The organism is Tunicatimonas pelagia (genome assembly GCF_030506325.1).
In the GTDB taxonomy this organism is placed as follows: Bacteria; Bacteroidota; Bacteroidia; order Cytophagales; family Cyclobacteriaceae; genus Tunicatimonas; species Tunicatimonas pelagia.
Map to the genome: position 1 here is coordinate 5,541,747 of NZ_CP120683.1, position 25,061 is coordinate 5,566,807.

General features: G+C 44.3%; 20 protein-coding genes and 2 tRNA genes. 12 read left to right on the forward strand and 10 right to left on the reverse strand.

All coding sequences use genetic code 11. The features are described 5' to 3' along the window. Nucleotides 1-307: 307 nt before the first annotated feature. Both P0M28_RS23660 and P0M28_RS23665 read left to right on the forward strand, forming a co-directional pair. Nucleotides 308-685 (forward strand): hypothetical protein, encoded by a 378-nt coding sequence (locus P0M28_RS23660; protein WP_302205649.1) that lies wholly within the window; start codon nt 308-310, stop codon nt 683-685. A gap of 175 nt (nt 686-860) precedes the next feature. Next, complete coding sequence (locus tag P0M28_RS23665; RefSeq protein ID WP_302205651.1) at nt 861-1,616, forward strand: sulfite exporter TauE/SafE family protein; 756 nt, start codon at nt 861-863, stop codon at nt 1,614-1,616. A 58-nt stretch (nt 1,617-1,674) separates the two neighbouring features. Here the strand turns inward: P0M28_RS23665 and P0M28_RS23670 are convergent, their stop codons facing one another. Continuing rightward, complete coding sequence (locus P0M28_RS23670; protein WP_302205653.1) at nt 1,675-4,140, reverse strand: T9SS type A sorting domain-containing protein; 2,466 nt, start codon at nt 4,138-4,140, stop codon at nt 1,675-1,677. A gap of 122 nt (nt 4,141-4,262) precedes the next feature. Then, complete coding sequence (locus P0M28_RS23675) at nt 4,263-4,994, reverse strand: TIGR04283 family arsenosugar biosynthesis glycosyltransferase (protein WP_302205655.1); 732 nt, start codon at nt 4,992-4,994, stop codon at nt 4,263-4,265. A gap of 80 nt (nt 4,995-5,074) precedes the next feature. Here P0M28_RS23675 and P0M28_RS23680 point away from each other — a divergent pair, with 80 nt between their 5' ends. Both P0M28_RS23680 and P0M28_RS23685 read left to right on the forward strand, forming a co-directional pair. Continuing rightward, nucleotides 5,075-6,130: an alpha/beta hydrolase gene (locus tag P0M28_RS23680; RefSeq protein ID WP_302205657.1), complete on the forward strand. Its 1,056-nt coding sequence runs from the start codon at nt 5,075-5,077 to the stop codon at nt 6,128-6,130. Nucleotides 6,131-6,352: 222 nt separating this feature from the next. Beyond that, nucleotides 6,353-9,607 (forward strand): TonB-dependent receptor, encoded by a 3,255-nt coding sequence (locus tag P0M28_RS23685; RefSeq protein WP_302205658.1) that lies wholly within the window; start codon nt 6,353-6,355, stop codon nt 9,605-9,607. 146 nt (nt 9,608-9,753) lie between these two features. On the opposite strand, the gene P0M28_RS23690 is transcribed toward P0M28_RS23685, so the two are convergent. Beyond that, entirely contained in the window at nt 9,754-11,133 is a 1,380-nt protein-coding gene (locus P0M28_RS23690; protein ID WP_302205660.1) for a hypothetical protein, read from the reverse strand. Nucleotides 11,134-11,936: 803 nt separating this feature from the next. On the opposite strand from P0M28_RS23690, the gene P0M28_RS23695 reads away from it, so the two are divergent. Further along, nucleotides 11,937-13,541, forward strand: coding sequence for a calcineurin-like phosphoesterase C-terminal domain-containing protein (locus P0M28_RS23695; RefSeq protein WP_302205661.1), 1,605 nt, complete (start codon nt 11,937-11,939; stop codon nt 13,539-13,541). 71 nt (nt 13,542-13,612) lie between these two features. Further along, nucleotides 13,613-14,668, forward strand: coding sequence for an alkaline phosphatase D family protein (locus P0M28_RS23700; RefSeq protein WP_302205662.1), 1,056 nt, complete (start codon nt 13,613-13,615; stop codon nt 14,666-14,668). Nucleotides 14,669-14,753: 85 nt separating this feature from the next. Here the strand turns inward: P0M28_RS23700 and P0M28_RS23705 are convergent, their stop codons facing one another. Further along, a complete protein-coding gene (locus tag P0M28_RS23705; RefSeq protein WP_302205664.1) occupies nt 14,754-15,077 on the reverse strand; it encodes a tetratricopeptide repeat protein in 324 nt (107 codons plus the stop codon). A gap of 93 nt (nt 15,078-15,170) precedes the next feature. On the opposite strand from P0M28_RS23705, the gene P0M28_RS23710 reads away from it, so the two are divergent. The 4 genes from P0M28_RS23710 (at nt 15,171) to P0M28_RS23725 (ending at nt 18,920) form a co-directional block, all read left to right on the forward strand. Next, nucleotides 15,171-15,908, forward strand: coding sequence for an electron transfer flavoprotein subunit beta/FixA family protein (locus tag P0M28_RS23710; protein ID WP_302205666.1), 738 nt, complete (start codon nt 15,171-15,173; stop codon nt 15,906-15,908). 75 nt (nt 15,909-15,983) lie between these two features. Beyond that, nucleotides 15,984-16,958, forward strand: a complete 975-nt coding sequence (locus tag P0M28_RS23715) for an electron transfer flavoprotein subunit alpha/FixB family protein (protein WP_302205668.1) — start codon at nt 15,984-15,986, stop codon at nt 16,956-16,958. A 12-nt stretch (nt 16,959-16,970) separates the two neighbouring features. After that, nucleotides 16,971-17,561 (forward strand): bifunctional nuclease family protein, encoded by a 591-nt coding sequence (locus tag P0M28_RS23720; RefSeq protein ID WP_302205669.1) that lies wholly within the window; start codon nt 16,971-16,973, stop codon nt 17,559-17,561. Between the two features lie 66 nt (nt 17,562-17,627). Next, nucleotides 17,628-18,920, forward strand: a complete 1,293-nt coding sequence (locus P0M28_RS23725) for a NupC/NupG family nucleoside CNT transporter (RefSeq protein ID WP_302205671.1) — start codon at nt 17,628-17,630, stop codon at nt 18,918-18,920. Here the strand turns inward: P0M28_RS23725 and P0M28_RS23730 are convergent. Beyond that, nucleotides 18,917-20,053, reverse strand: coding sequence for an AI-2E family transporter (locus tag P0M28_RS23730; protein WP_302205672.1), 1,137 nt, complete (start codon nt 20,051-20,053; stop codon nt 18,917-18,919). The genes P0M28_RS23725 and P0M28_RS23730 overlap by 4 nt on opposite strands. Before the next feature lie 266 nt (nt 20,054-20,319). Here P0M28_RS23730 and tyrS point away from each other — a divergent pair, with 266 nt between their 5' ends. Next, nucleotides 20,320-21,603, forward strand: a complete 1,284-nt coding sequence (gene tyrS / locus P0M28_RS23735; RefSeq protein ID WP_302205674.1) for a tyrosine--tRNA ligase — start codon at nt 20,320-20,322, stop codon at nt 21,601-21,603. An 18-nt stretch (nt 21,604-21,621) separates the two neighbouring features. Here tyrS and P0M28_RS23740 read toward each other — a convergent pair whose 3' ends face one another. The 4 genes from P0M28_RS23740 to P0M28_RS23755 form a co-directional block, all read right to left on the reverse strand. Then, a complete protein-coding gene (locus P0M28_RS23740) occupies nt 21,622-21,999 on the reverse strand; it encodes a DoxX family protein (protein WP_302205676.1) in 378 nt (125 codons plus the stop codon). Between the two features lie 70 nt (nt 22,000-22,069). Continuing rightward, nucleotides 22,070-22,630 carry a 1-acyl-sn-glycerol-3-phosphate acyltransferase gene (locus P0M28_RS23745; RefSeq protein ID WP_302205678.1) on the reverse strand — a complete coding sequence of 187 codons (561 nt, stop codon included), beginning with the start codon at nt 22,628-22,630 and terminating at the stop codon, nt 22,070-22,072. Between the two features lie 17 nt (nt 22,631-22,647). Next, nucleotides 22,648-23,448 (reverse strand): patatin-like phospholipase family protein, encoded by an 801-nt coding sequence (locus tag P0M28_RS23750; protein WP_302205680.1) that lies wholly within the window; start codon nt 23,446-23,448, stop codon nt 22,648-22,650. 29 nt (nt 23,449-23,477) lie between these two features. Further along, a complete protein-coding gene (locus P0M28_RS23755) occupies nt 23,478-24,446 on the reverse strand; it encodes an acetyl-CoA carboxylase carboxyltransferase subunit alpha (protein ID WP_302205681.1) in 969 nt (322 codons plus the stop codon). 159 nt (nt 24,447-24,605) lie between these two features. On the opposite strand from P0M28_RS23755, the gene P0M28_RS23760 reads away from it, so the two are divergent. Further along, nucleotides 24,606-24,679: transfer RNA gene (locus P0M28_RS23760), tRNA-Asp, on the forward strand. 172 nt (nt 24,680-24,851) lie between these two features. Here the strand turns inward: P0M28_RS23760 and P0M28_RS23765 are convergent. Then, nucleotides 24,852-24,923: transfer RNA gene (locus P0M28_RS23765), tRNA-Arg, on the reverse strand. Nucleotides 24,924-25,061: the final 138 nt, after the last annotated feature.

Consider the following 25,061-nt stretch of genomic DNA (forward strand, 5'->3'; position numbering starts at 1 on the left):
TAGTGATTATAATAGCCCGGCTCAGTATTTACCATGCTGGGTCTGGCTATTTTAAGTTACGACCCTACGCAGAAAGTCAAGTCCATTTGAAACAAAGGGTGAGCAAGTAACAAAATTGCTTACTCTCAATAATTTTCCTTGACAATCCGCCCTAAAGTGGGGAATCATTCCCCAACGTGTTTACCCTATCCACAAAATAAATTAATCATTAGAATAGTTATATATTCAAATTACTCATTATCAGAGATTTATGCTCAATATGCTGTGGTATGATTCTTTGTACTGTTTAGATGAAAAACTATCAGCTATGAGAAATTTATTAACTATCATCGCCCTAAGTGTGATCTCTTTTAGTGCTGCCCAGGCGCAAGATGAGATGTGGATAGAAGAAATGCAGGAAAACCAAGAGATGTTTATTCGCGAGCCAGCTGATGAACCTGCCACCATTGTAGAGATGGAGTTGCCTCCCCAAATTTTATACGCCTTAGATGAAGGCGACTATCAGCATTTGACAATTACCCGTGCTCGCATACTGAACAAGCGAGATATACGTCGTCTACAAATTGATAATAGTGTATCTTCTTCGGTTATTCTGTACGAACTGCTGATGGAAGACGAAAGCAGTGCTGTTACGCTATACTATACCGAACAAGGCGAACTGTTGAACGCTGTGCAGAGCGTTTAGTTTCTCTTTGCTTCGTAGTAGGTTAGGTAAATAACTTCTATTTTAGCACCTGAGAAGAACCTACCGCTATGAATTGCATTGTTTTACTTATTCCTTACTGGTTACTTGTTAGCCAAATTCACCTATTTTTTTACCGATTGATTCTTCAAGGGCGGGTAGTTAATCTACCAGGCTGATGGAGGCTGTCGATATTTTGCTGGTTGTTGGAGCCGGTTTTGCTGCGGGCTTTATCAACACGGTTGCCGGAGGAGGTTCACTCATCAGTTTGCCCATCTTAATCTTTCTGGGACTGCCTCCGGCGGTGGCTAATGCTTCTAACCGAGTAGCTATTTTCTCTCAAAATATTTTCGGGGTACTAGGTTTTAAAAGTAAAGGAGTCTCGGCTTTTCCGTTTAGTTTATGGCTGGGGTTGTCGGCATTAGTGGGTGCGGTAATCGGAGCAAAAATCGCAGTTGATATTCCGGAAGATTTATTCAATAAACTACTGGCAATTATTATGATTGTAGTAGTGGCATTCATCATCAAAAAATCTGTTCAGAAGGAAGGGGCAGAGTTACTAGAGCGAATGGGTACTAAACACCAAGTGGTCAGTATTGCTCTTTTCTTTTTTGTCGGCATCTGGGGAGGCTTTATTCAAGCCGGAGTAGGTTTTTTGATTATTATGGTACTCACCTCAGTCAATCGCTTTTCATTGGTTAAAACCAATAGTGCTAAAGTGCTGGTAGTGCTGATCTATACATCGGCGGCTTTGGTGGTGTTTGTTCTGGAGGGAACGATCAATTGGTGGTACGGTGGTCTATTGGCCGTTGGAAATTCTAGTGGGGCTTGGGTGGCTAGCCGATGGTCGGTAGAAAAAGGGGATCGGTGGGTGCTATTGATTTTGGTAATTTCCGTAGTTGCGATGGCTGGTAAGCTTTGGTTTCTGGAGTAAAAAAGCGGAAGATGTTATCCTCCGCTTTAGTGGGTGTTGGTAATGCTAGTTTTTTTATTTACTCAACTATTATCTTTCGGGTAGTCAGCTTGGCTCCAGCCTTCGACTGTACGATGTATAATCCTTGACCAAACGGACGTAAATCCACTGTCTCGCGAATCAACGCATTTCCACCAGTCTGATACACCGATTGCCCCAAGGCATTGAGTACATTCACTTGAATAGGAGTTTCCGGGGCATCTATCACCTCGAGGAATACGCGACCGGAAGTAGGGTTCGGGTAAACGTATGTGCCCGGTAATATATCAGAAGCATTATCGCCCAAGAGAGAAGACTCAGGTTGGCGGCTAGCGTTATCAAAGCGGGTAGTCACTTCTCCTTCCGGTGCGGTAGCGGTAGCCGTGCGGCGTTTTCCATCAGGACCTTTAAGACTCCAAACCACGGTTTCACCTGCATCGAGCTCAATCTCAAATACAGCAGCCTGGCGACCGGGTAGAAACTCTTCCGGTTGGCCTAAATCATCGCCCGGTACCAGCTTATTGTTTTCTCCAGTAGGAATAAGCACCGGAACACTATTCTCACTTAAGTAGCCGAACAAAGCGCGGTAATTGCCTGCTTTCTGGTCGTAAGCAACGGTTTCTAGCACAGGGCGAACCGCAGCCATCGGAATATCTTGCTTAGCAACTTTTTCCATTGCTTTCACTACATCCACAAAACCAGTTCCGGTCTTAAAGTCAAACCCTTCGTCAAAGCCCTCGGTGGTGGGATCGTCCATATCAATTGCGGTAGAAGCTATAATATCCTCGATACGCCTAGGTTTGAGTGTATTATTAGACTGTTGATTGATGAGGGCTACTACCGCCGCAACATGAGGGGCTGAAGCCGAAGTACCAAAAAAGTTCGGGAAACCATCCGGTTCATCTGTGCCGGGAACCGGAAACGATAGGTCGCGGGCGAAGAAAGTGGTATTTACTCCATCGGGCCCCACAAACTCAGGCTTTTTACGGATAACGGGATCAATAGCGTCGCCGCCACGGTTAAACAAGATGGGTATCCCTCCTTTGGAAGAAAACCCGTTAATGCGGGGAAGAGATAGGTTGCTATTAAATTCAGGCACATTAAACCAAGCAGTAGCTCCTACGGCAATGCCTCGGTTAGCGTTAGAGTGACCGTATACGGTAGGAGCTTGGGTATCTTCAGCAAACTCCTGTATCTCGAAGAAATCGCCAAAGTTAATGTACTTGATAAAGTCAGGGTCGGGTCCCGCTACTTTAGTGATTAGTACATCTACTATTAAGGTATTCGTATCCGATGTATTGATTACTCCAGTCACCTCAATAGGGTCACCACCAATGTTATTATCAGTAGACGAAAAAGAAGCATTAAACTGAGGGAATAGAAGGAAGAGGTCTAGGTCAGTTTCAGCACCTTTTTGTCCACTTGCAGAAAAGTACGGATCAGGCCATTGTAGCGATAGTATTAGATCGCCCCCAGGAGGAACAGTGTAACGCTGAAAGATATCACCATTTCCGAAGTCGTGGGGAAACCCTAGGATATTACCAGCGGTATCCGCCAGTTGAAAGCCTAAGTTGTTAAATTCTTTTTCGTACGAATCTTGAGCACCGTTTCCAGCCGAAGAGAGGTAGGTAACATCGCGTTTAGACACGATATCGACCGCCTGCGAGATAATACCATCCTGAAAGAAAGGTTCAGCAAAATACCCAACATCGTCTACAATAACATTACAACCCGCATCGGCCAGGTCAATAATTCCTTGAGCAAAAACGGCTTGCCCGCCAAAGGCAGTGTGGAACGCTAAGTCAGCTCCGGGAGCAATATCGTGAATAATCTCGGCCATTGCTCTTCCTTCATCACTACCCTCAGTCAAGTCATCCAGAATTTCTACTCCTGCTGGCAAGTCACCGGAGATTACTCCATCAACGGCACCGCCTAGTGCGTTATAACTGTCCGAAAGAAAACCAATTTTTTGTCCGCTACCATCTACTCCAAAATCCTGACGGGCTTCGTCTGATTTCATTACAATATCGCCTCGGCTGGTCACGGCCCCTACTCTGGTTTGAGGGCGGTAAGCCGGACGGGCAAACTGTAGTCCTGAAACTGATTCTAGCTTCTCGACGTTGGCTGCCGGTATTTTACCTGATACAATGTGCTTGTACACTATACCATCTTTTAAACCAACCTCTTTTCTCAATTTTGCGAGCAATTTTGCCCCTTTTCCCTTTTTAGCGGCGGCTTCAATAAGAATATACTCACCCTGGGTTTTAAGCTCATCGGGGTAATCATAGCTTTTATTGGTAGAAGCGCGACGAGCATTCGTCATAGACTGCTCAGCCATCTGGATCAAGTCATTTCCTACTTTAGAGGAGGATGAATGAGGCGAGACTACGTAATTTTCGAGGGTGACTACCTTCTGGGCAGTTACCAGCAGTGGTAAGCCTAAAAAAAGTAAGGCTAGGCTAGCCCCAAATAAGTTTCGGGGATAGAAAGTAAAGAAATGTTTCATGAGAAGAAATAAAATTATAGGTTAGAATTGTGTGCTTAATCTAAAACATTTTTCATAAATGAAAGACCTTTTATTCAAATTTTATTGGTGACCCTAATTATATTTGGTTTGCTGAGTTTAAATTACCGGATTTCAGTATAAAATTTTTTGAGCCAGTTGGGCGAAACCCGTAGTGCCCAGAGTGCGCAAATGCTAAACCAAACGAAATGCGCTTTCCAGGGTCCCCAGTGGTGTAAGCGCCGGTCGGATGATACGACCGTGTGGCTAACCTGCTTAATTTTTCCGAGTCGGTTCATTTTTAAGCATAAATCGGCTTCTTCCATAATCGGTAATTTACGGTTGAAACCTCCGCAACGAAGAAAGTCGGTTCGTCGGCAAAACATAACCTGATCGCCGAAGAGTAGCCGTAGATGGCGAAAGAGAAACCGATCGGGACGATAGAGTAGCGGAGCCAGATAGGTTTTAATGAAATTGAGCGAGGTGGTTAGCCGTCGGGTGCGGTTTCCTTTCATAAGGGAGATAAATCCCCCCAGCACCACTTGCTTATCGGCCAAGGTGTGCTGAACCCGGGTAACCAGATCAGTCGGAACCAATGTATCGGCGTGCAGAAAGCAAAGGAAATCGCCTTCGGCGATGTTTGCCCCCTGGTTCATCTGAGTCGAGCGTCGAGCTATAGCTACGGTACGGAGTACTACTGAATAGTGCTGGGCTACTTCCCGGGTACGGTCTTGACTGGAGCCATCTACGACAATAATTTCGTGAGGCAACGGAATGAGCTGCATAAGTCGCTCCAGGGTTGCGGGTAAGTACTTTTCTTCATTCAGCGTAGGGATGATAATGCTAACTGTGGCCATTCCAAAAATTAGAACTTCTTTCTGAGGCAGAAGCACCGACAGAAAAAATAGTTTAGATTTACAGCAAATTTACGCTTGATATGAGAAAAGTTCTTAGCTGGGTAGTAGGAGCTGCCTTGGTGGTATCTCTGGTGATATTTGTTGGCCCTCGTCCCAACCACGGCAACCTAACGGGGCAGCTTCCGGAAGTAACCACTAATCTAACTTCTCTAGAGCAAGAAATTAATCGGGCTGAATCGCAAAATGAACTGGTAAAAGAAGACAACGAAGCCCGCATTGTGTGGGCCGATAGTACCAAGCAGAAAACCCCTTACAGCATGGTGTACCTACACGGCTTCGGGGCCAGCCAGGGAGAAGGTGCGCCTGTGCATACCACTTTAGCCAAAAAATTCGGTTGTAACTTGTACCTGTCCCGCCTGAAAGAGCAGGGCATTGAATCGGATAGTGCCTTTAAATCGATGACTGCCCAAAACCTACTCGAGTCAGCTAAACAAGCCGTAGCCATTGGCAAGTCATTGGGTGAAAAGGTGATAATTATCGGCACTTCCACCGGAGGGGCGTTAGCCCTCTATATTGCGGCAGAAAACCCAGACATCGCTGGGCTGATACTGTACTCTCCCATCATTGCCCCGCAAGACGAAAACCTGTATTTGCTAAACCGCCCCTGGGGAATGAATTTAATGGAAATGATGGTAGGTGATGACCATGTGATTGAAGAGCGGGAAGGACTTACCCGGCAGTATTGGTCCAGAACATACTATATTGAAGGCTACGCCGCACTAGCTGGGCTGGTAGAAGAAACCATGGTAGAAAAAACCTTCCAGAAAGTAAAGTGCCCAGTGTTTTTAGGATACTACTACAAAAACGAAGAAGAACAAGATGATGTAGTTTCGGTGCAGGCCATGCTAACTATGTTTGAGCAACTGGGTACACCCAGCCAACTGAAGCGTAAAGTAGCTTTCCCCGAAGCAGGCAACCATGTGATATCTTCTTACGTCCGTTCGGCCGACTGGCAGGGAGTTCTACAGGATACCGATGAATTTCTGCAAGAAGTTATGCGCCTTAATCCAGTAGATGATACGGTTTTAGCTGAAACCCTAGCTACCAAAAAGTATCAAATCGATATTATTGACTAATACACATTCCTTTTCGTAAGCCTCCCGAATACATCATTTTTTTGTACCAAAACAGGGCTTTTTCCCGCATTGAGAAGAATCAGTGGGGAGTTGGGCTAATGTTAACTTAATGTTAATAAACTAATGCTAAGTTAATAATTACATAAATAACTATTTCTAGGTGGAGGTAGTATTGAATCTGTACTTTTGCACCCGAATTTTTTTACAAACTAATCTAATTCTATGAAGAGTAATTTACTAATCTTTTTGATCGCTGTTGGCGCTTGCCTAGGAAGTTTTTCTGAAATGTTAGCGCAGGGAGCTACTACTGCCAATATCTCAGGAACTGTCTATGACGAAAGTAACGAGCTCCTACCGGGAGCGACTATTGTGGCAGTACATCAACCTACTGGTTCGCAGTATGGGAATGTAACTAATGTGCAGGGGCGCTTTCGTCTAGCCAACATGCAAGTAGGCGGACCGTACACCGTAGAGGTAACTTTTGTAGGGTACGAAGCCAGAACTGAAGAAAATGTATTTCTTACGCTAGGTCAAACACTTAATCTAACTTTTGATTTGGCGGAGCAAGCTACCCAGCTTGAGGGAGTTGAGATACTGGCATCACAAGGTGATGTATTTGACGGAACCCGTACCGGACAACAAACGGTGGTAGATCAGCAACAAATTAATGAAATTCCTACTATTAGCCGAGCTATTGGTGATTTTGCCCGGTTTAACCCGCTGGCCAATATTTCGGAAGGAACCGACGGCTTCTCAATTTCATTAGCTGGCCAAAATAACCGATATAACGCGATTTATATTGACGGAGCGGTTAATAATGATGTATTTGGTCTAGCCGGTAGCGGTACCAACGGTGGGCAAACTGGGGTGCAACCGATCAGTATTGATGCTATAGAGCAGTTTCAGATCAACGTTGCACCGTTTGACGTTCGGCAATCAGGGTTTGCTGGAGGGGCTATTAATGCCGTAACCCGTAGCGGAACCAATGAATTTGAAGGGTCAGCCTACTACTTTGAGCGAAATGAAAATCTGGCTGGTACAAACCCGGCTGATGACGACAATCCATTACCTGAATTTAGGGCACGTACCTACGGATTTCGTTTAGGTGGACCACTAGTGCGGAATAAACTATTTTTCTTCGCCAATGTAGAATTACAACGTGATGAAACTCCGCAACCCTTTAACTTTGACACCTATCGGGGCAACGCCTCGCGGCAAGAGATTCAGCAATTGGTTGACAAGGTGGAAAACGATTACGGATACGACGTAGGGAGCTTCGATAATAATACCGCATTTTTAGACAGCGATAAGATCTTAGCCAAAATTGACTGGAACATCAATCAGAACCATAAACTAACCTTACGGCATGCTTATACCCGAGCTGAGAATTTAGAGGCGCGTAACTCAAATACCGAATCTATTGGTTTTATTAATGGATCAGAATTTTTTATCTCTACCACCAATTCCTCAGCCTTAGAGCTTAAAAGTAACTTTGGTAATAATTTCTCTAACAAGTTAGTTATAGGCTCCACCATTGTCCGTGATGATCGCGACCCTTTTGGTCAGCCATTTCCTACCGTTCAAATACGAGATGGTGATGATGGTAACATAGAATTCGGAGCCGAGCGTTTTTCTACCGGCAATTTGCTTAACCAAGATATTATTACCGTTACTAATGACTTTGAGTGGTATAAGGGCAATCATACAATCACTATTGGTACACATAACGAATACTATGATGTGGGTAACCTTTTTATTCGTAGTAACTTCGGTCGCTATCGGGTAGATAGTTTAGAGCAATTCTTAGTAGAAGGTACCCCAGTGGTAGGTCGCTACGAACGTAGCTTCTCGCAAGTAGATAACGAAATAGGAGATGAGTCTTCGGCAATTGCTGATTTTCGCACTCTTCAGTTAGGTTTATACGTACAAGACGAGTTTCAAGTAACTAACAACCTACGCCTGACCGGTGGTTTGCGTATCGATGTTCCGTTCTTCCTAGATAACCAACCGGAAAACCAAGACTTTATCAACAATACGGTACCTTTGATTAGGCAAGCCGGGTACGACTTGCAAGGAGCTACTACCGGAAGCTTCATCGATCCTCAGTTGCTGTTTTCACCCCGTTTTGGATTCAACTGGGATATAAAAGGCGATCAATCTACGCAATTACGAGGTGGTGTAGGGGTTTTCACCAGCCGTCTACCGCTAGTTTGGCCCGGTGGAGCTTATAACAACTATGGATTTAACATTGGTGAAGTCGAGTTACCTAACGTTTCATTTAATCCGGATGTAAACAGCCAGCCGCCGGGCGAAATAAACACCAACAATCCTAATCCTTCTGGGCAGATAGACCTATTTGCTGAAGATTTTCGACTTCCCCAGGTTTTGAAGGTTAACGTCGCGGTAGACCAACGGTTACCGGGTGGACTTATTGGTACGGTAGAAGGGTTATTTACTAGCAATATCAATAATGTATTTTATCAAAACCTAAACATACGACCCTCAACAGCCACGCTAGCAGGTACGCCAGATAACCGCCCTATTTTTGATGCGGACTTACCCCGTGATTTAATTGACTCAACGTATACGGGTATTTATCTGGCCAGTAATACTGGTGCTGGTTACTCCTATAATCTGGTAGCACAGCTTTCTAAACCACTTACCCGAGGATTTTCGGCGGACGTAAGCTATACCTATGGGGATGCGTTCTCCGTTCTAGAAGGTACTTCTTCGCAGAACAACTCGCAGTGGCGGGGATATCAGAGCGTGGAAGGAAGAAACGTTGAGCGAGATCCTCATCGCTCTGATTTTTCACTGGGTCACCGAGTACTAGCTCAAGCCTCTTATCAAATCTCATACTTAGGTGGTTCTATGTCCTCGCAATTATCAGTGATTTACAACGGTCAGTCCGGTCGGCCTTTCTCCTACGTATATGGTGTCCAAAATCAAGCTTTTGTTAATGATGGTGGGTTTGACAACTCTGAATTAATCTATATTCCGGCTGGACGCGAAGACATTATTCTTGTCGATGCTACCTACCGTGACGGAAGCACATTTACTGCCGAGCAGCAGTGGGAAGCCTTAAATGCCTTCATAGAAAATGATCGGTACTTAAGCGATAATCGAGGAGGGTATGCCGAACGTAACGTAGCTCGTGCTCCTTGGGAAGGAGCCATTGATTTGCGATTTTTGCAAAACTTCAACTTAGGTAAAAATACGCTTCAACTGTCAGTAGATATTTTTAATTTCTCGAATTTACTCAATAATGAGTGGGGCCGAATATTTTCCGTACCGTTTGATAACTACAGCCTTCTAGATTTTGAAGGATTTCAATCAGGAACTAACGTGCCTACTTACCGCGTAGATAGTAACGTTATGAATGGCGAAGATCCCTGGGAAGGTAATATTGAAGATGAAGGTTTCCGAAGCTCTATCTGGCAGATGCAACTAGGGCTGCGCTACATCTTTGGAAACTAACCTCTCATAATCTTAATAACAGCTTATAATACAGAAAAGAGGCTTCTAGGGGGCTCTTTTGATTAACCATATTAAAACCATCGTCTCAGACGATGGTTTTAAATTTTTAGTTTAGGTTTCAAGTTAATCTTGGCTCTATCGGTTAATCAGATCAGTCGTATTGGTATTCGATTGTAAACTACATCTCCGTTTCTATAGGTAAGCCTAACAGCCACACCTACAACATTATAGCCATGTGGTACCGGAACACGAGTGCCATTTTTAAAAGTGTTAATTGACATAAAATTAACTCTTTTTGGACCAGATATAATCCAGCCCACTTCGGTATTCACTATATTACTAGCTATTGCCGGATTAATAGTTAGTATGTTGTCAAAAAAACCGCTCTTTGTATAATAATCAATCTCTTCTCTACAGTAGTAATCATCTTCATCATCACAGGGGTATGATTCCTCAACATAAACCTTTACAGCCTCTGTATAATTCATTACCCCCCATGGAATGGAATTAATTGCTTTGTACTGTCCAGAGTTGTTAGCATCCGTTCTGAGATATACCCCAAAACTGCCTATCGGGTCGGTTTGTGTCATAGTTCCTGTTAGCGAAATACTTCCTGCTAATGAGATATTATAGGTTGGGTATTTTCCAGAACCTGTAAAAGACTTAATAAAACCACCGGCTGCTTCAAGAAGCTCAGGTTTTCTTAAGTCCTTTACAACATTTTTAAAGGTGCTGTTTCCAAAATCAGGTAGCTTATCATATAACTTTGAGGAGTAACTAGCCATATCAAATAGATTAGAAACCCCTAATGGTTTGGGCTTGGGTTGAGCTACTCCAGTTAGGGTTATTCCGCCTTCTTGATAGGTAAGCGTTTCCTCAACCCCATGAATGACTACCTGAAGTCGGGCTTGTTGAGCTATCGAGGGATCATATCCTTGCATGTTGAACTCTCCAACCATCCATTGTTGATTACCAACTTCAGAATAAGCAAGCTGCTGAGTTTCGGTAAAGATAAAAGACTCAGCTGTAGGGCCACCGCTATCAAATGACAAAGTAAGTGTTTGATGGGAGTCCGATAATTCTGATGTTTTAAAGACACATACTCGTAGCAGTCCCCTATACTTATTGTAAAGCATAATCCAAGGTAAACGAGGTGCAGCCGTCGGGGTACCAAAGTCTCTGGCTACTAGCATCCACCCATCGGATGCACGGATGTCTATTTGAGAAGGATCTGCATTACCGAAGATAGAAACAGCACTGATGTCATAAAACGGGTTAACACTACCAATACCATTCGGATTACTTATCGTACCTGATACGTTTCTAAACCAAACTGTCCACTCTGATCCTTCCCAATTCCAATTTGCATTTAGATTTGGATCGTTAGAACCGGGAGGAATAATCCTGGAGTTAGTAATTGGCAGAGGCACTTCTTGTGTAGGAAGAGGCTGAAGGCCATTTGTAATATCCTGTTCTTCACAGGCAAAAAACAAAATAGCTAGTAAAAACAAACTGAGCTTTTTCATGATTAAAAGTGGTTTGAAGTGATAAAAAAATTAAGAAAATCATTAAAGATTATACTGAAAAACTGCTTCCATATCTGATTGAAAAGATGAAATCTAGGGTTCTAGATGATTTCATATGGTAGCTGAAGACCTACGAAATTTTTAGCTAAGGACACTTTTCAATAGAGTGCACCAAAATTTCGTGAGTCTGCTCGGCGGGAGTAAAAAGCCCCGACCACATAGGGATTCACCTAAAACTAATAGAAGCGACGAGTATTGCTTGCAAGGATAGAAGCGACGGGTATTACTTGAAAGGGATGGTATAGACAAATGGTAAACCTTTGTCTTTCTGGTATAATACCAAAGTATCAAAAATTATTAGAGAGTGCTATCACTTCACAATTCGATAACATATCTAGATGTAATGTTTAAGAAATTTGGTGAAAATTATAAAAAAAGCTTATTTGACATCTTGATTTATTGGCATTCAATATCTTTATACCATAGTATGCTTGATATTATTTCGCAAAATCGCCATAATATGTTAATGTACCTTTTTAAGAGAAAACGAAATAAGATGCGCTAAAATGTTAAACAATGGTAATATTTTTTAATTTAGAATAGTATTACTATCATCTAAGCTTGGGTGTAAAAGTGAAAGTGTTGTGAAGATGCGACTAGCACGTATCGGGAAACTAACCTTGACGTAGAATCTTAATAATAGCTTAATACAGAAAAGGGGCTTCTTAGGAGCCTCTTTCTTATTTTCGCCCCCAGTTTTTTATTGAGAACAATCATCTTTTACATTAACCTACCTATAAGCCATGAAAACGCTAATTTTTTTACTACTAATCGCTGTTTCCGCTCCTAGCTGGGCGCAACAAACTGTCACTGGGCGAGTCTACGAAGACCAAAACACGAATGGTAAGAAAGAACGGCATGAGCCGGGCATTGCCGAAATAGCCGTTTCTAATGGCACAGCGGTGGTACTGACCGATGAAGACGGTCGTTATGAGCTGCCTATTGATAATGACGAGATCATTTTCGTTGTTAAGCCCAGTGGTTACGAGCTTCCGGTCAATGCACTGAACCTGCCTCAGTTTTACTATATTCATAAACCCGATGGCTCTCCTGAACTAGATTTTGCTGGAGTAGCCCCCACCGGAAAACTCCCTAAGTCGGTAGACTTTGCCCTATTACCTACCGGAGAGCAAGAGAGCTTTACCGGGCTGTTTTTTGGCGATCCCCAGCCCTACGACTTGGATGAAGTTGACTACTTTGACCAAGCAGTGGTAGAAGAAGTAGCGGGTATTCAGGGTATACCGTTCGGATTAAGTTTGGGCGATCTGGTAGGCGACGACCTGGATTTGTTCCAACCCTACAACGAAGCCATCAGCCGGGTAGGTATTCCCTGGTGGAATGTATACGGCAACCATGATATGAACTTTGATGTGGAAGTAGATACGCTGGCCGATGAAACCTTCGAGGCAACTTACGGTCCAGCCAATTACTCCTTCAACTACGGAAAAGTACACTTCGTGGTGTTAGACAATGTGATGTACCCCGACCCTCGCGATGGTAAAGGCTACTGGGGCGGTTTTCGGGAGGATATGTTTACCTTTTTAGAAAATGATCTGAAGCACGTTCCCAAAGATCATCTGGTCGTCGTCTCCTTTCACATTCCCATTTACGAACCCGAAGGACGCGATACATTTATTGATGAAGATCGGGAGCGTTTATTTAGCCTGTTGAGCGATTTTCCGAATACGCTTTCGCTTTCGGCACATACCCATATCCAGCAGCATCATTTTTTTACGGAAAAAGACGGTTGGTCGGGATCGGGTGAGCACCATCACTACAACGTGGGTACTACTTCCGGCGACTGGTATTCGGGTAAGCTGAATGAGAACGGCGTTCCAATATCTACCATGCGCGATGGAACCCCGAAGGGATATGCCTTCATTACCTTTAACGGTAATGAGTACACCATAGATTATAAAGTGGTGGGCGAAACGGATGACTACCGAATGCGAATTTTCAGCCCTAAGGTAGTCCCTCATAACCAGCGCACTTCGGCAGGTATTTACGTGAATTTTTTCCAAGGTTCAGAAAAGGCAAACCTGCGTTACCGAGTGGATAATGAAGATTGGGAGGAGATGAGCTATACTATAGCGTTAGACCCAGCTTTTCAAGGGATGGTACACGAGTGGGATTACACCGAGGAACTGATGCCTGGTCGGCGCCCCTCCAATGTGGTTCCTTCCCGCCATCTCTGGCAAGCTCGTATTCCGACGGACTTAGAGATTGGTGAACACACTATTGAGGTGGAAGCGACTGATATGTTTGGACGGACGTTCACGGAGACGGCTACTTACCGTATTGCCGAGCCTAAACCTGTTGAGACGGCTTCGGCTGGTTCGGAAGAATAATCTTTTAATTTTTACACCACTCATTTCAGGAAAGAGGCCTACTTTAGGGTCTCTTTTATTATACCTTACCTATGCGACTATTAGCTATTTTACTGACCGGATGCTGGTTTATTGCTGGTTGTCAGGCTTCCCAAAGCACCCAAACTTCTCCATCCAAAGCGGTGGTGCCTATTTCATTAGATACCACTCAAACGCTAACCACTATTGCTTTTGGCTCTTGCAATAAAACTACCGAACCTCAGCCACTATGGTCGGAGATTATAAATCAGCAACCCGATTTATGGATTTGGCTAGGCGACAATGTTTACGGCGATACTCCGGATATGAAGCTGATGCAACAAAAGTATCAGCAACAACTTCAGAAGAAAGGCTACCAGAAATTACTGGCTTCTACTTCGGTAGTCGGTATTTGGGACGATCACGACTACGGAATTAACGATGGGGGGAAATATTTTGCTCAAAGAGCCGCCAGTCGCGATCTGATGCTGGAATTCTTGCAGGTTGATGCTAGTCGCCCGGTGTGGCAACGAGAGGGTGGGTACCAATCGTACACCTTCGGACCAGAAGGCAAAAAAGTGAAAGTAATCTTGCTAGACACGCGCTATTTCCGCGATACGCTTATGGAATCTTCTACGGAAGGAAAACGATACGGAGCTAATCCGCAGGGCGATATGTTAGGCGAAGCCCAGTGGGCGTGGCTTACCGAAGAGCTCAATAGTAGTGACGCTCAATTCAACATAATTGGTAGTAGCATTCAAGTCATTCACGAAGAGCATGGCTACGAAAAGTGGGCAAACTTCCCTAAGTCTCACCAGCGATTGTACGACCTAATTACTAATTCGGAAGCCAAGGGAGTTGTGCTGCTCAGTGGCGACCGCCATATTGGCGAGATTTCCCGCCTAAAACTTCCCGAAATGCCATATCCATTGTACGATATTACCTCCAGCGGAATGACCCACGTCTACGAAGATGCTGACGAAGAAAACCGCCATCGGGTGAGCGACCTAGTGACCAAACTCAACTACGGCCTCATCCAGATTGACTGGAATACTAACCAAGTCACCTACCAAGTCAAAGGCGAAAACAGAGCCACCTATGCCTCTGAAACGGTTGTTTATCCCTTTTAATGAATAATGATGAATGAGTAATGATGAATGATTAATTTTCAGTCATCAGTCATCAGTCATCAGTCATCAGTCATCAGTCATTAAACTATTCTTGTTCAAACAAAAACTCGTTGTAGGCATTTTGTAGTTCGCGAAGGGCGAGGTGATCTTGTTGCTGCTGAGCCACAGCGATTCCTTTTTGATAGGTAGCTTCGGCTAAAGCGGTTTCTCCCTTGGCTTGGTACAACTTAGCCACGTGGTAATAGGTGGCTACGTAGTTAGGGTGTTCTTCCAACAATTTCTCATAATACGGGCGGGCTTGCTCAGGATTATCTTGCGCGTATTCGGTAGCAATAGCGTAAAGTGTGAATGGGTCATTGGGTTCTTCTTGCAAAAAATTAAGTAGCTGCGCTAGGCGTTCGGTATTCATCCTCAGGCTGATTTTTATTTATTCTTGATTTACGTAACTTCGCAGCAAAAAAAGGGTTATAAAAGAATATTGACGTAAAAGAAGCGCAGGCTTATGAAGATTCTAGTATGCATTACCCACGTACCCGATACCACATCAAAAATATCGTTTACGGAGAATAACACCAAATTCGACACAACGGGCGTACAGTATATTATTGGCCCTTACGATGACTACTCGTTGGCTCGGGCTATTGAGTTGAAAGAACAGCACGGCGGTTCAGTTACAGTAGTCAACGTAGGTGAGGCGGAAACGGAGCCTACTATCCGAAAAGCACTGGCTATTGGAGCTGATGATGCCATTCGTATTAACGCTCACCCTTCCGATAGCTTTTTTGTGGCTCAGCAAATCGCTTCGGTGGTGAAAGAAGGTGGTTATGATTTGGTGCTAATGGGTCGAGAATCTATTGATTACAACGGTGGACAAGTACACGGTATGGTGGGCGAACTGGTCAATATGCCCTCTATTTCGCCCGTAATGCAGCTCGATATTGAGGGAGATACCGCTAAGCTCTCCCGGGAGATAGAAGGAGGAAAAGAACAACTAGAGGTGAAACTACCCTTTATTGCTGGTTGTCAGGAGCCCATTGCCGAGTGGAAAATTCCGAACATGCGCGGCATTATGATGGCCCGTAAAAAGCCTTTGGATGTTAGAGATCCCGCTGATAACGAACAGATGACCGATACCGTTCGTTACGAGCTACCGCCCCCCAAGGGTGAAGTAAAAATGTTCTCGGCTGATGAGTTGGATGCATTGGTACAGGCACTAAAAAATGAAGCCAACGTACTCTGATCTTCGGTAGCAATCTTACCAGTCAAATCACTAATTTTTCAGTAAATTGTTAGCAACACTTGAATAAAGATAAGTATGGCAATAGTAGCACTCGTTGAAGATTCTGACGGAAAAATAAAAAAATCGTCTATTGAAGCCGTAGTGTACGCGGCGGCCTTAGCTAAGCAAATAAGTGAGGATGAAGTGGTAGCCTTAGCATTAGGAAACCAAGTTAGTAGTGAGGAGCTAGAAGGGCTGGGAAAGTTTGGAGCCAATCGTGTACTGCACGCCAACGACGAGCGATTAAACCAAGGTGTGATTCAAGCTTATGCCTCAGTGGTTGACCAAGCAATGAACGAGACAGGAGCGAATGTACTAATACTTGCTAAATCATCCTTGGGCGACCCGGTTGCCTCTCGGGTAGCCATAAAGCAGCAAGCTGCTTTGGGAGCAAATGTGGTAGAATTGCCTGATTTAAGTGACGGGTTTGTGGTAAAGAGTAGTATTTACACCGGAAAAGCATTCGCCCATACCAAACTCGACCGAGATAAGAAGATTATCGCTTTACGAAAAAACGCTATTACCCCCGAAGAAGGTGAAGGAAAAGCCACAGTAGAAGCTTTTAACCCTAGCTTATCAGATGCCGATTTTGGGGCTACTATCACTAATACGGAAAAAAGTGAAGGCGATATATTGTTGCCGGAGGCAGACATTGTGGTGTCTGGTGGACGTGGATTGAAAGGCTCGGAAAACTGGGGGATGATAGAAGAGTTGGCCGATACACTAGGAGCAGCCACTGGCTGTAGCAAACCCGTATCAGATATCGGCTGGCGACCGCACCACGAGCACGTAGGGCAGACTGGAGTAAAGGTGAGTCCTAGTTTATACGTAGCCGTGGGTATTTCGGGGGCTATTCAGCACCTAGCTGGCGTAAACTCTTCTAAGTATATTTTGGTCGTTAATCAAGATGCCGAGGCACCATTTTTTAAAGCAGCCGATTACGGGGTGGTGGGCGATGCTTTTGAAATAGTACCTCAGTTAACCGAAAAGATCAAAGCCTCTCAAAACTAAGTTGTTCGTATTGTGGATAAAATTGAATTAGAAATTTTAGGTCTTTCTTCTAGCCAATCACAGCAGGGTTCGTTTGCGTTGGTGCTGGGGGAGACCGTAGGTAATCGCCGACTGCCCATCATTATCGGAATGTTTGAGGCTCAGGCAATCGCTATTGAGATCGAGAAGATTGTTCCTAATCGTCCAATGACTCACGATTTGTTTAAGTCATTTGCGCGGAACTTCCATTATACGGTAGAGGAAATTATGATCTCAGATTTAAAGGAAGGAGTATTCTTTGCTAAAATTGTTTGTAGTGATGGAGCGGGTACTACCGAAATTGACGCCCGTCCGTCCGATGCTATTGCGATTGGTCTCCGATTTAATGTGCCTATATTCACCAACGAGAGCGTACTTTCTGAGGCAGGTATTGTGTTAACCGATGAAGAAGGTGAACCGGAAATTCCATCCGCTCCGTCTGGGTCAGATTCTAAAAAGGGAGCTACTGAAAAATTAAAAGATCTATCGTTTGATCGGCTCACTTCAATGTTAGATGAAGCCTTGAAAGGCGAAGATTACGAAAAAGCCGCTAAGATTCGGGATGAGATGAATCGTCGAAATTAATCCATCTAGCTGAACTATCCGCCCAACCGCCAAAGGTTGGGATTGCATCTACTAGCCTGACCCATTATGCCTTACGTTCGCGGAATCTTAGGAATCGCTGCCTTGGTATTTATTGCTTTTCTCTTATCGCAAAACCGTCGGGCGGTAAACTGGCGATTGGTAGGGGCTGGCATCGCAATCCAATTGATAGCGGGTATACTAATTCTGAAAGTTCCGTTTGTAAAGAGTATCTTTAACAGCATCAGCGAAGCATTTGTAAAATTCTTGAGCTTTTCGCAGCAGGGAGCTGAGTTTCTGTTCGGTGGGTTGGTGGATACCTCATCCTTCGGCTACATTTTTGCCTTTCAAGTGCTGCCCACCATTATTTTCTTTTCTACGGTTACTGCTGGACTGTACTACTTAGGTATTTTACAAAAAATTGTCTACGCTATTGCCTGGATTATGGCGCGTACTATGCGTCTGTCGGGAGCAGAAAGCTTATCTGCCGCCGGAAATATCTTCCTCGGACAAACGGAGGCTCCCTTACTGGTTCGTCCGTACATTGCTGGAATGACGCTTTCGGAGATTATGTGCCTGATGACCGGAGGCATGGCTACTATTGCCGGGGGGGTGCTGGGGGGCTACGTTGCTTTTCTCGGAGGTGATGATCCGGTAGAGCGAACCCGTTTTGCTTCTTACTTGCTGAGTGCTTCTATTATGAACGCCCCGGCGGCCATCGTCATTGCTAAGATTCTGGTACCCGAAACCCAGCCGGATAAAATACGCAAGGAGCTCGATGTGAGTGGCGAAAACTTGGGAGTGAATGTAATCGATGCACTCTCCCGAGGGGCAGCAGAAGGACTGAAGTTAGCACTAAACGTAGGAGGAATGCTGCTGGCATTTATTGCCGTAATTGCAGCTATCAATTATTTTTTGTCAGGAGTCATTGGCGAAACAACCGGACTAAATCAGTTTGTTGTACAAAGTACCGACGGGGCGTTCGATGAATTTTCGTTAGAGTATCTGCTGGGACAGCTATTCAGAGGGTTCGCCTTCATTATGGGAGTAGACTGGAGCCAAACGCTGCAAGTAGGCAGTCTGCTAGGCCAAAAGACTGTTATTAACGAATTTGTTGCGTACTTAAGCTTATCCGAGATGAAAGCCGCTGGGGGATTAGACGGACGAGCGTTAGTGATCGCCACTTACGCACTTTGCGGATTTTCTAACTTTAGTTCTATTGCCATTCAGATTGGTGGTATTGGCAGTTTAGCCCCCGATCAGCAAGGCAATCTTTCTAAACTAGGGATGTGGGCTTTAATCGCCGCTACTTTCGCCTGTATGATGACTGCTACCATTGCTGGAATGCTGGTGAACTACTAGGCCTTCTGCTTGACTGGAGCTTTCTTACTTTGCTGAAATCGCTTACCAATATTTTTTAGCCTCATTTTTCGCGATTCTAATGCAAGCTCGTCGGGCGGGTTCCCTAATAGAAATCCGTAAGGTCGCATTGAAGGCACAGTATCGAAGATTACTTTCATGATAGCCAGTATTGGTATGGATAAAATCATGCCGATAGCTCCCCAGATCATTCCACCGAAAAATAGAGCTAAAATAGCAGCAAAAGGATTAATACTCACGCGTCCGCCAACTACATTAGGCGTAATAAAGTTTCCTTCCAGAAACTGCACTGCCCAAAAGATGAGAGCTACTCCTATTGGATACCAAATAGAATCCTTGGTGACCAATGCAAACAAAATAGGCAGCAATGACCCAACAAACACTCCGATATAAGGAATAATGGTGAGCACCGCAGCTAGAGCACCAAAAAAAACAGCGTGCTCAATTCCTAGTATCATGAGGCCAGTAGTATTTAAAACGCCAACAATTAAAATCACTGTGAATAATCCCAGGATGTAGCTGCGAACCACTTTTTCTATTTTAACTACCGTTTCGCCTACTACGCTATGGTTTGCCGGAGAAAACAATCGGTACAGAAAGTCAAGAAAAAACTTTCGGTAGTAGAGAAAGAAAAACAGAGAGATCATAGCAAGAAAAAATGCAGTAAAAAAGCCCGCCGTAGCCGAAACAGTGCGAGACAGAAACGACGTGCTGCCCCGTAACAGACTAGTAATAGAATCTTTCAAATAATTGGTTTGCTCCTGAGGTGCTATACCAATGGTGCTCTCCATCCACGCTGAACTCTGATCAATCACCTGATTGAACTTAGCCTCAATGGTATTCAGGTCGCTTCCGATATTTCGCACTTGGGCTGAGAAAAAGTAAAATAACCCGGCAATTACTAGCACGACAAACACAATAGAGAGCACTGAGCTAATACCCCTCGGAATTTTTAATCGCTCCAACCACGAGCCAAAAGGGTGAAGTAGTAATGCTAAAATTAATGCAGTGAGTAGCGGACTCAGGATTGATTTTGCAACGATAAGTACGTAAGCGGTCAGAACAATGGCTGCTAACACAATAAGGTACTTAGCGTATCCGGGCAGTTTAGTCATGATAGGATAGATAAAAAAAGTAGTTAAGTACTATAACGCAAGGTTACTGGATTAGTTAGAGTCAAAGAGTGTTCAAGCCGCTTTGTGGTCAAGCCTGAGGCAATCTGTGGAATGATATTCTGAGTTCAAAGTGTTTGAACAAACAGGAAATCCAAGACTCGGACACATTAACACCCTAACTCTCTAACACTTTCAGTAATGAAATTCTATATTTGCAGCTTCTTAAAAATGGGCATTTCATTGTCCCCATAAAAAAACTGTTCTATATGTCAAGTTTAGAAAACTTTATAAAAGAACTCCGTTGGCGGGGTATGATTCATGATATGACCCCTGGTACCGAGGAGCAACTGGCTAAGGAGAAAACTTTGGGCTATATCGGGTTCGACCCGACGGCTAAATCACTGCATATTGGTAATCTGGCTACGGTGATGCTGCTGGTGCATCTGCAACGAAGCGGTCATCAGCCCATTGCTTTGGTAGGGGGAGCTACCGGTATGGTTGGTGATCCTTCGGGAAAATCAGCCGAGCGTAATTTGCTAGATGAAGCAACCCTTCGGGAAAATCAGGCCGGAGTGCGCCAGCAATTAGAGAAATTTCTGGATTTTGAAGCGACTGAAAATAAGGCAGTACTCGTGAACAACTACGATTGGTTCGGTAAGATTGGGTTTCTGGAATTTCTGCGGGATGCGGGTAAGCACCTAACCGTCAATTACATGATGGCGAAAGACTCAGTAAAAAAACGATTGGAAACCGGGTTGTCATTTACGGAATTCTCGTACCAATTGCTACAAGGCTACGACTTTTACCATTTGTACCAGCACCACGGAGTGAAACTACAGATGGGTGGCTCGGATCAGTGGGGAAATATTACTACCGGAACCGAATTCATTCGCCGAAAGGCATCGGGAGATGCATTTGCGCTAACAGCCCCGCTCATTACCAAGTCCGACGGAACCAAGTTTGGTAAGTCTGAGTCGGGTAACGTTTGGCTAGATGCCGATATGACCTCTCCCTATAAGTTCTATCAGTTCTGGCTCAACGTAGCTGACGATGATCTGTCACGTTTGCTACGAGTTTTCTCGCTTAAAAATCAAGAAGAGGTGGAAGCATTAGAGCAGTTGCCCAATCCGAATGAGGCCAAGCGGGCACTGGCCGGAGAACTGACCACCCGCATTCACTCAGCCGAAGATTTTGAAAATGCTCGTGATGCCTCTTCTATTCTGTTTGGTAATGCTGCCCTGGAGAAAATTCAGCGGATTGATGAAAAAACTCTGCTAGAAGTTTTTGAAGGATTACCTCAGGAAACGATCTCTAAAACGGAATACGAAGCAACCGATAATGTAGTGGATTTGCTCGCGGAAACAACTCGTCAACTGGTTTTTAAATCCAAGGGAGAAGCCCGCCGGATGATTCAGCAGGGTGGGGTAAGCATTAATAAGGAGAAGATTGCCTCCGCCGAAGCAGAGGCCAATTTTTCGTTGCTACAAAACAAGTACTTACTCGTACAGCGCGGAAAGAAAAATCATTTTCTGGTGCGAGTGGAAGAGTAGACTGGATTCATAGAAAACCTACGCTGTCGCTAAGGATTTTTCGGGAATAACTTTCTTTTCGGTAAAGTAGACTGTGGCGAGTAGAGCTAAGGCAACGAAGGCACCGGCTGCCTGCCCATCTCCGGCATTAATGTGAGCGGAGGCAGCTAAAGCGATGTTGAAAAAAAATCCGGCGTAAGCCCATTCCTTCAAAACAATCGATTGTTTTGTCCAGATAGCCACCAAGCCCAACAGTTTTGCAATAGCCAGCGGATAGATTACGTATGTGGGAAATTCTAGCGACTGAAATGCTCCCTTAACGTCTTCATAATTGAAGAAGTAGTTAAAGGCCGAGAAAATCATCAATAGGGTGAATAGACTGAGTGTGACGTAGTAGGTAATTTTTACAGCTTTCATAATTTATAAAGTTTTCTGTAAATACGTATACACTACTGTTGTAGTTACATGAATCAAAAAAAAGTGAAAGCTAATAGATTCCTTGCTCAGGGTGCCGGGCGGTAAAGCCCTTATACTTTTCCTTGATAGCCTCAATATCTTGGTTCACATCATCGGATGGGTAGAATGGCTCCATAAGAATACCCGCTTCTTTTTGAGCGTAGTCCAGATAACCTAAAAGGATTGGTACATTGGCTTGTTTAGCTACGTGGTAAAAACCCGTTCGCCAGCGTTTCGCGTATTTTCGGGTTCCTTCCGGGGTGACTAACACAATTAGATGATCGCGTTCATCAAACAGTCTGGCCATTGCATCTACCATGCTTTCCCGTGTAAGCCCTTTTTGCTTTCGATTAATAGGTATAGCACCCAACGCTTTAAGAATAATCCCTACCGGAGGTTTCATCCATTCTTTCTTAATAGTGAACCGAATCGGTATACCCATTAGCCGAAGGGCTGAAAGTGCGTAGAAAATATCCCAATTGCTGGTATGGGGAGCGGCAATCATGACTCCTTTCTTAATGTGTTTGGGGAAATTCTTGTTGTACGACCAACCAGAAATACCTAAAATAATCTTCGCAATAATTTTCCACATTACGGATAAGTTGTTGATTATATTTCTGACCAAAACTGGGTAAGCTCGGCTTCTAGCTCTCGGGCGTAGTTGTACCCGATCTGAAAAATCTCATTGGCTTTTCCCAAATCAAATATATGGTATGTATTCAGAGCGGGTGGTTCAATAAAAAAGTCGCAGTACTTTCGGCGAGAGTAAGAGTTAGCATTAATGGTTAGCAGAAAAGTTCGTTCAAGCATGGTTCGGATATTCATCACCTTAAAAGTATCATCAATGGGGTTGCAGTGCAAACCTATAAGTTTATCGCAGCTACCTATCAGTGCTTCGGCCGGAAAGTTATTCAGCAACCCGCCGTCTACGTATAGTTGATGCTGAAAGGAAATTGGCTCAAACATTACGGGAATGCAGGTAGAAGCCATCAGCGGGCGAATGAGTTCACCCTTGGAAAAATACACTGTTTTTCCCTTACGTAAATCAGTAGCATTAATGGTTAGAGGGATTTTTAATTCTTCAAATGAGTTTTTAGGGAGATACTTATCGTAGAGCCATTCGGCGCTGTCCATCTTTAGCAATCCGGTCTTACTAATGGCGGGACGAATAAGTCGGAAGAAGTTGGTTTCATTTATTATCCGAAGGATATCATCGGGTGAGTAGCCACTAGCGTATAGTGCCCCGGCAATGGCTCCTGAACTGCTTCCGGTAATTGCTCCAATCTTTATACCGAGTTCATCCAGTACTTTTAAAACTCCTAGGTGGGCAATACCCCTCGCTCCGCCACCGGAGAGCACCAACCCTAGTTGTCGACGACGTGGTTCCGCTTCTTCCGAATTCTTCAGCATAGCAATCGGCCGGATAATTGATGATGGGTTTACTGTACTACTCCAATTTTAGTGAACTTATCAATGCGTTTTTGAATGCGGTCTTCAGGGGAGAGAGCATCTAATTCCTTCAGGGTAGAAAAAATGTACTCCTCTATTTTTTTGCTCTGCCACTTCATATCGTGGTGAGCCCCACCCAAAGGCTCATCAATAATGCTATCTACCATCTGAAAGTGATGCATATCTTGCGCGGTAAGCTTGAGGGCTTCGGCCGCTTGCTCCTTAAAATCCCAGCTGCGCCACAGAATAGACGAGCAAGACTCGGGGGAAATAACGGAATACCAAGTATTCTCTAGCATCACCACCCGGTCGCCAATAGCAATACCTAGCGCACCACCCGAAGCTCCTTCTCCGATAATAATACAAATCACCGGAACTTTGAGCATAAACATTTCTCGCAGGTTGCGGGCAATGGCTTCACCCTGCCCCCGCTCTTCGGCTTCAATACCCGGAAAAGCTCCGGGGGTATCGATGAACGCAATAATAGGTTTACTAAACTTCTCGGCAATTTTCATCAGGCGCAGTGCTTTACGGTAGCCTTCTGGGTTAGCCATGCCGAAGTTTCGCATCTGACGAAGCTTAGTATTCCGCCCTTTTTGTTGACCTAGTAGCATAAAGGTTTGTCCATTAATGCGCCCTAGGCCACCAACCATGGCTTTATCGTCTTTCACAGTACGGTCGCCGTGCAGTTCAATAAAGTCGTCGCAAAGTTCGTAAATATAATCTAGCGTATAGGGGCGGTCGGGATGACGTGAGAGTTGCACCCGTTGCCAACGGGTTAGGTTAGAGTATGTTTCTTCTTTCAGGCGTTGAATTTTGGCTTCTAAGGTCTGAACCGCCTCACTCACATCTACGCCATTCTCATTCGCCATGCGTTTCATCTCAGCTAATCGCTCCTCCAGCTCAACCACTGGTTTCTCAAATTCTAGTAAGGTTTGTGCTGAATTTTCTGTTGCCATAGTGCATTGTTTTTCAAGTTCAAAGCTAGGGCTAAAAAGCGAATTTTACCAACTGCGTAGCAGGGGATGCTATTTAGCTAGCAGAATTAAAAGAAAAAACTAAAGTGGTTTGTTGGAAATAAGGCGATAAGATTTCATATTTGCATTCCGATTTCAACTGGTCTGGTAGTTCAGTTGGTTAGAATGCCTGCCTGTCACGCAGGAGGTCGCGGGTTCGAGTCCCGTCCAGACCGCTTGAATACTTCAATAAGCCCCTTAGTGGGCTTTTTTTATTCTTTCTATCCTATCATTGGGTTTTAGCTCATCGAGAGTGGCGGGCAATTTGTTAATACAGTCACTCGCGAAATAGCCACTTAACGGGTGCTGTTTGCTGAATACAGACCAATACTTTACAAAAAACTAAAATAGCCCCGACAGGAATCGAACCTGTATCTACCGTTTAGGAAACGGGAATTCTATCCGTTGAACTACGGGGCCTAAAAATTCAATAACAAAAGTATTCATTTTCGACACTTCCTACAAACTTGATATAGCTACAATAGGGTTTGATTGTAGTTCGGTATCCCTGTAAAACTGCAATGTTCCTGATCATTAAAGTAAATCCCTTTCTTAATG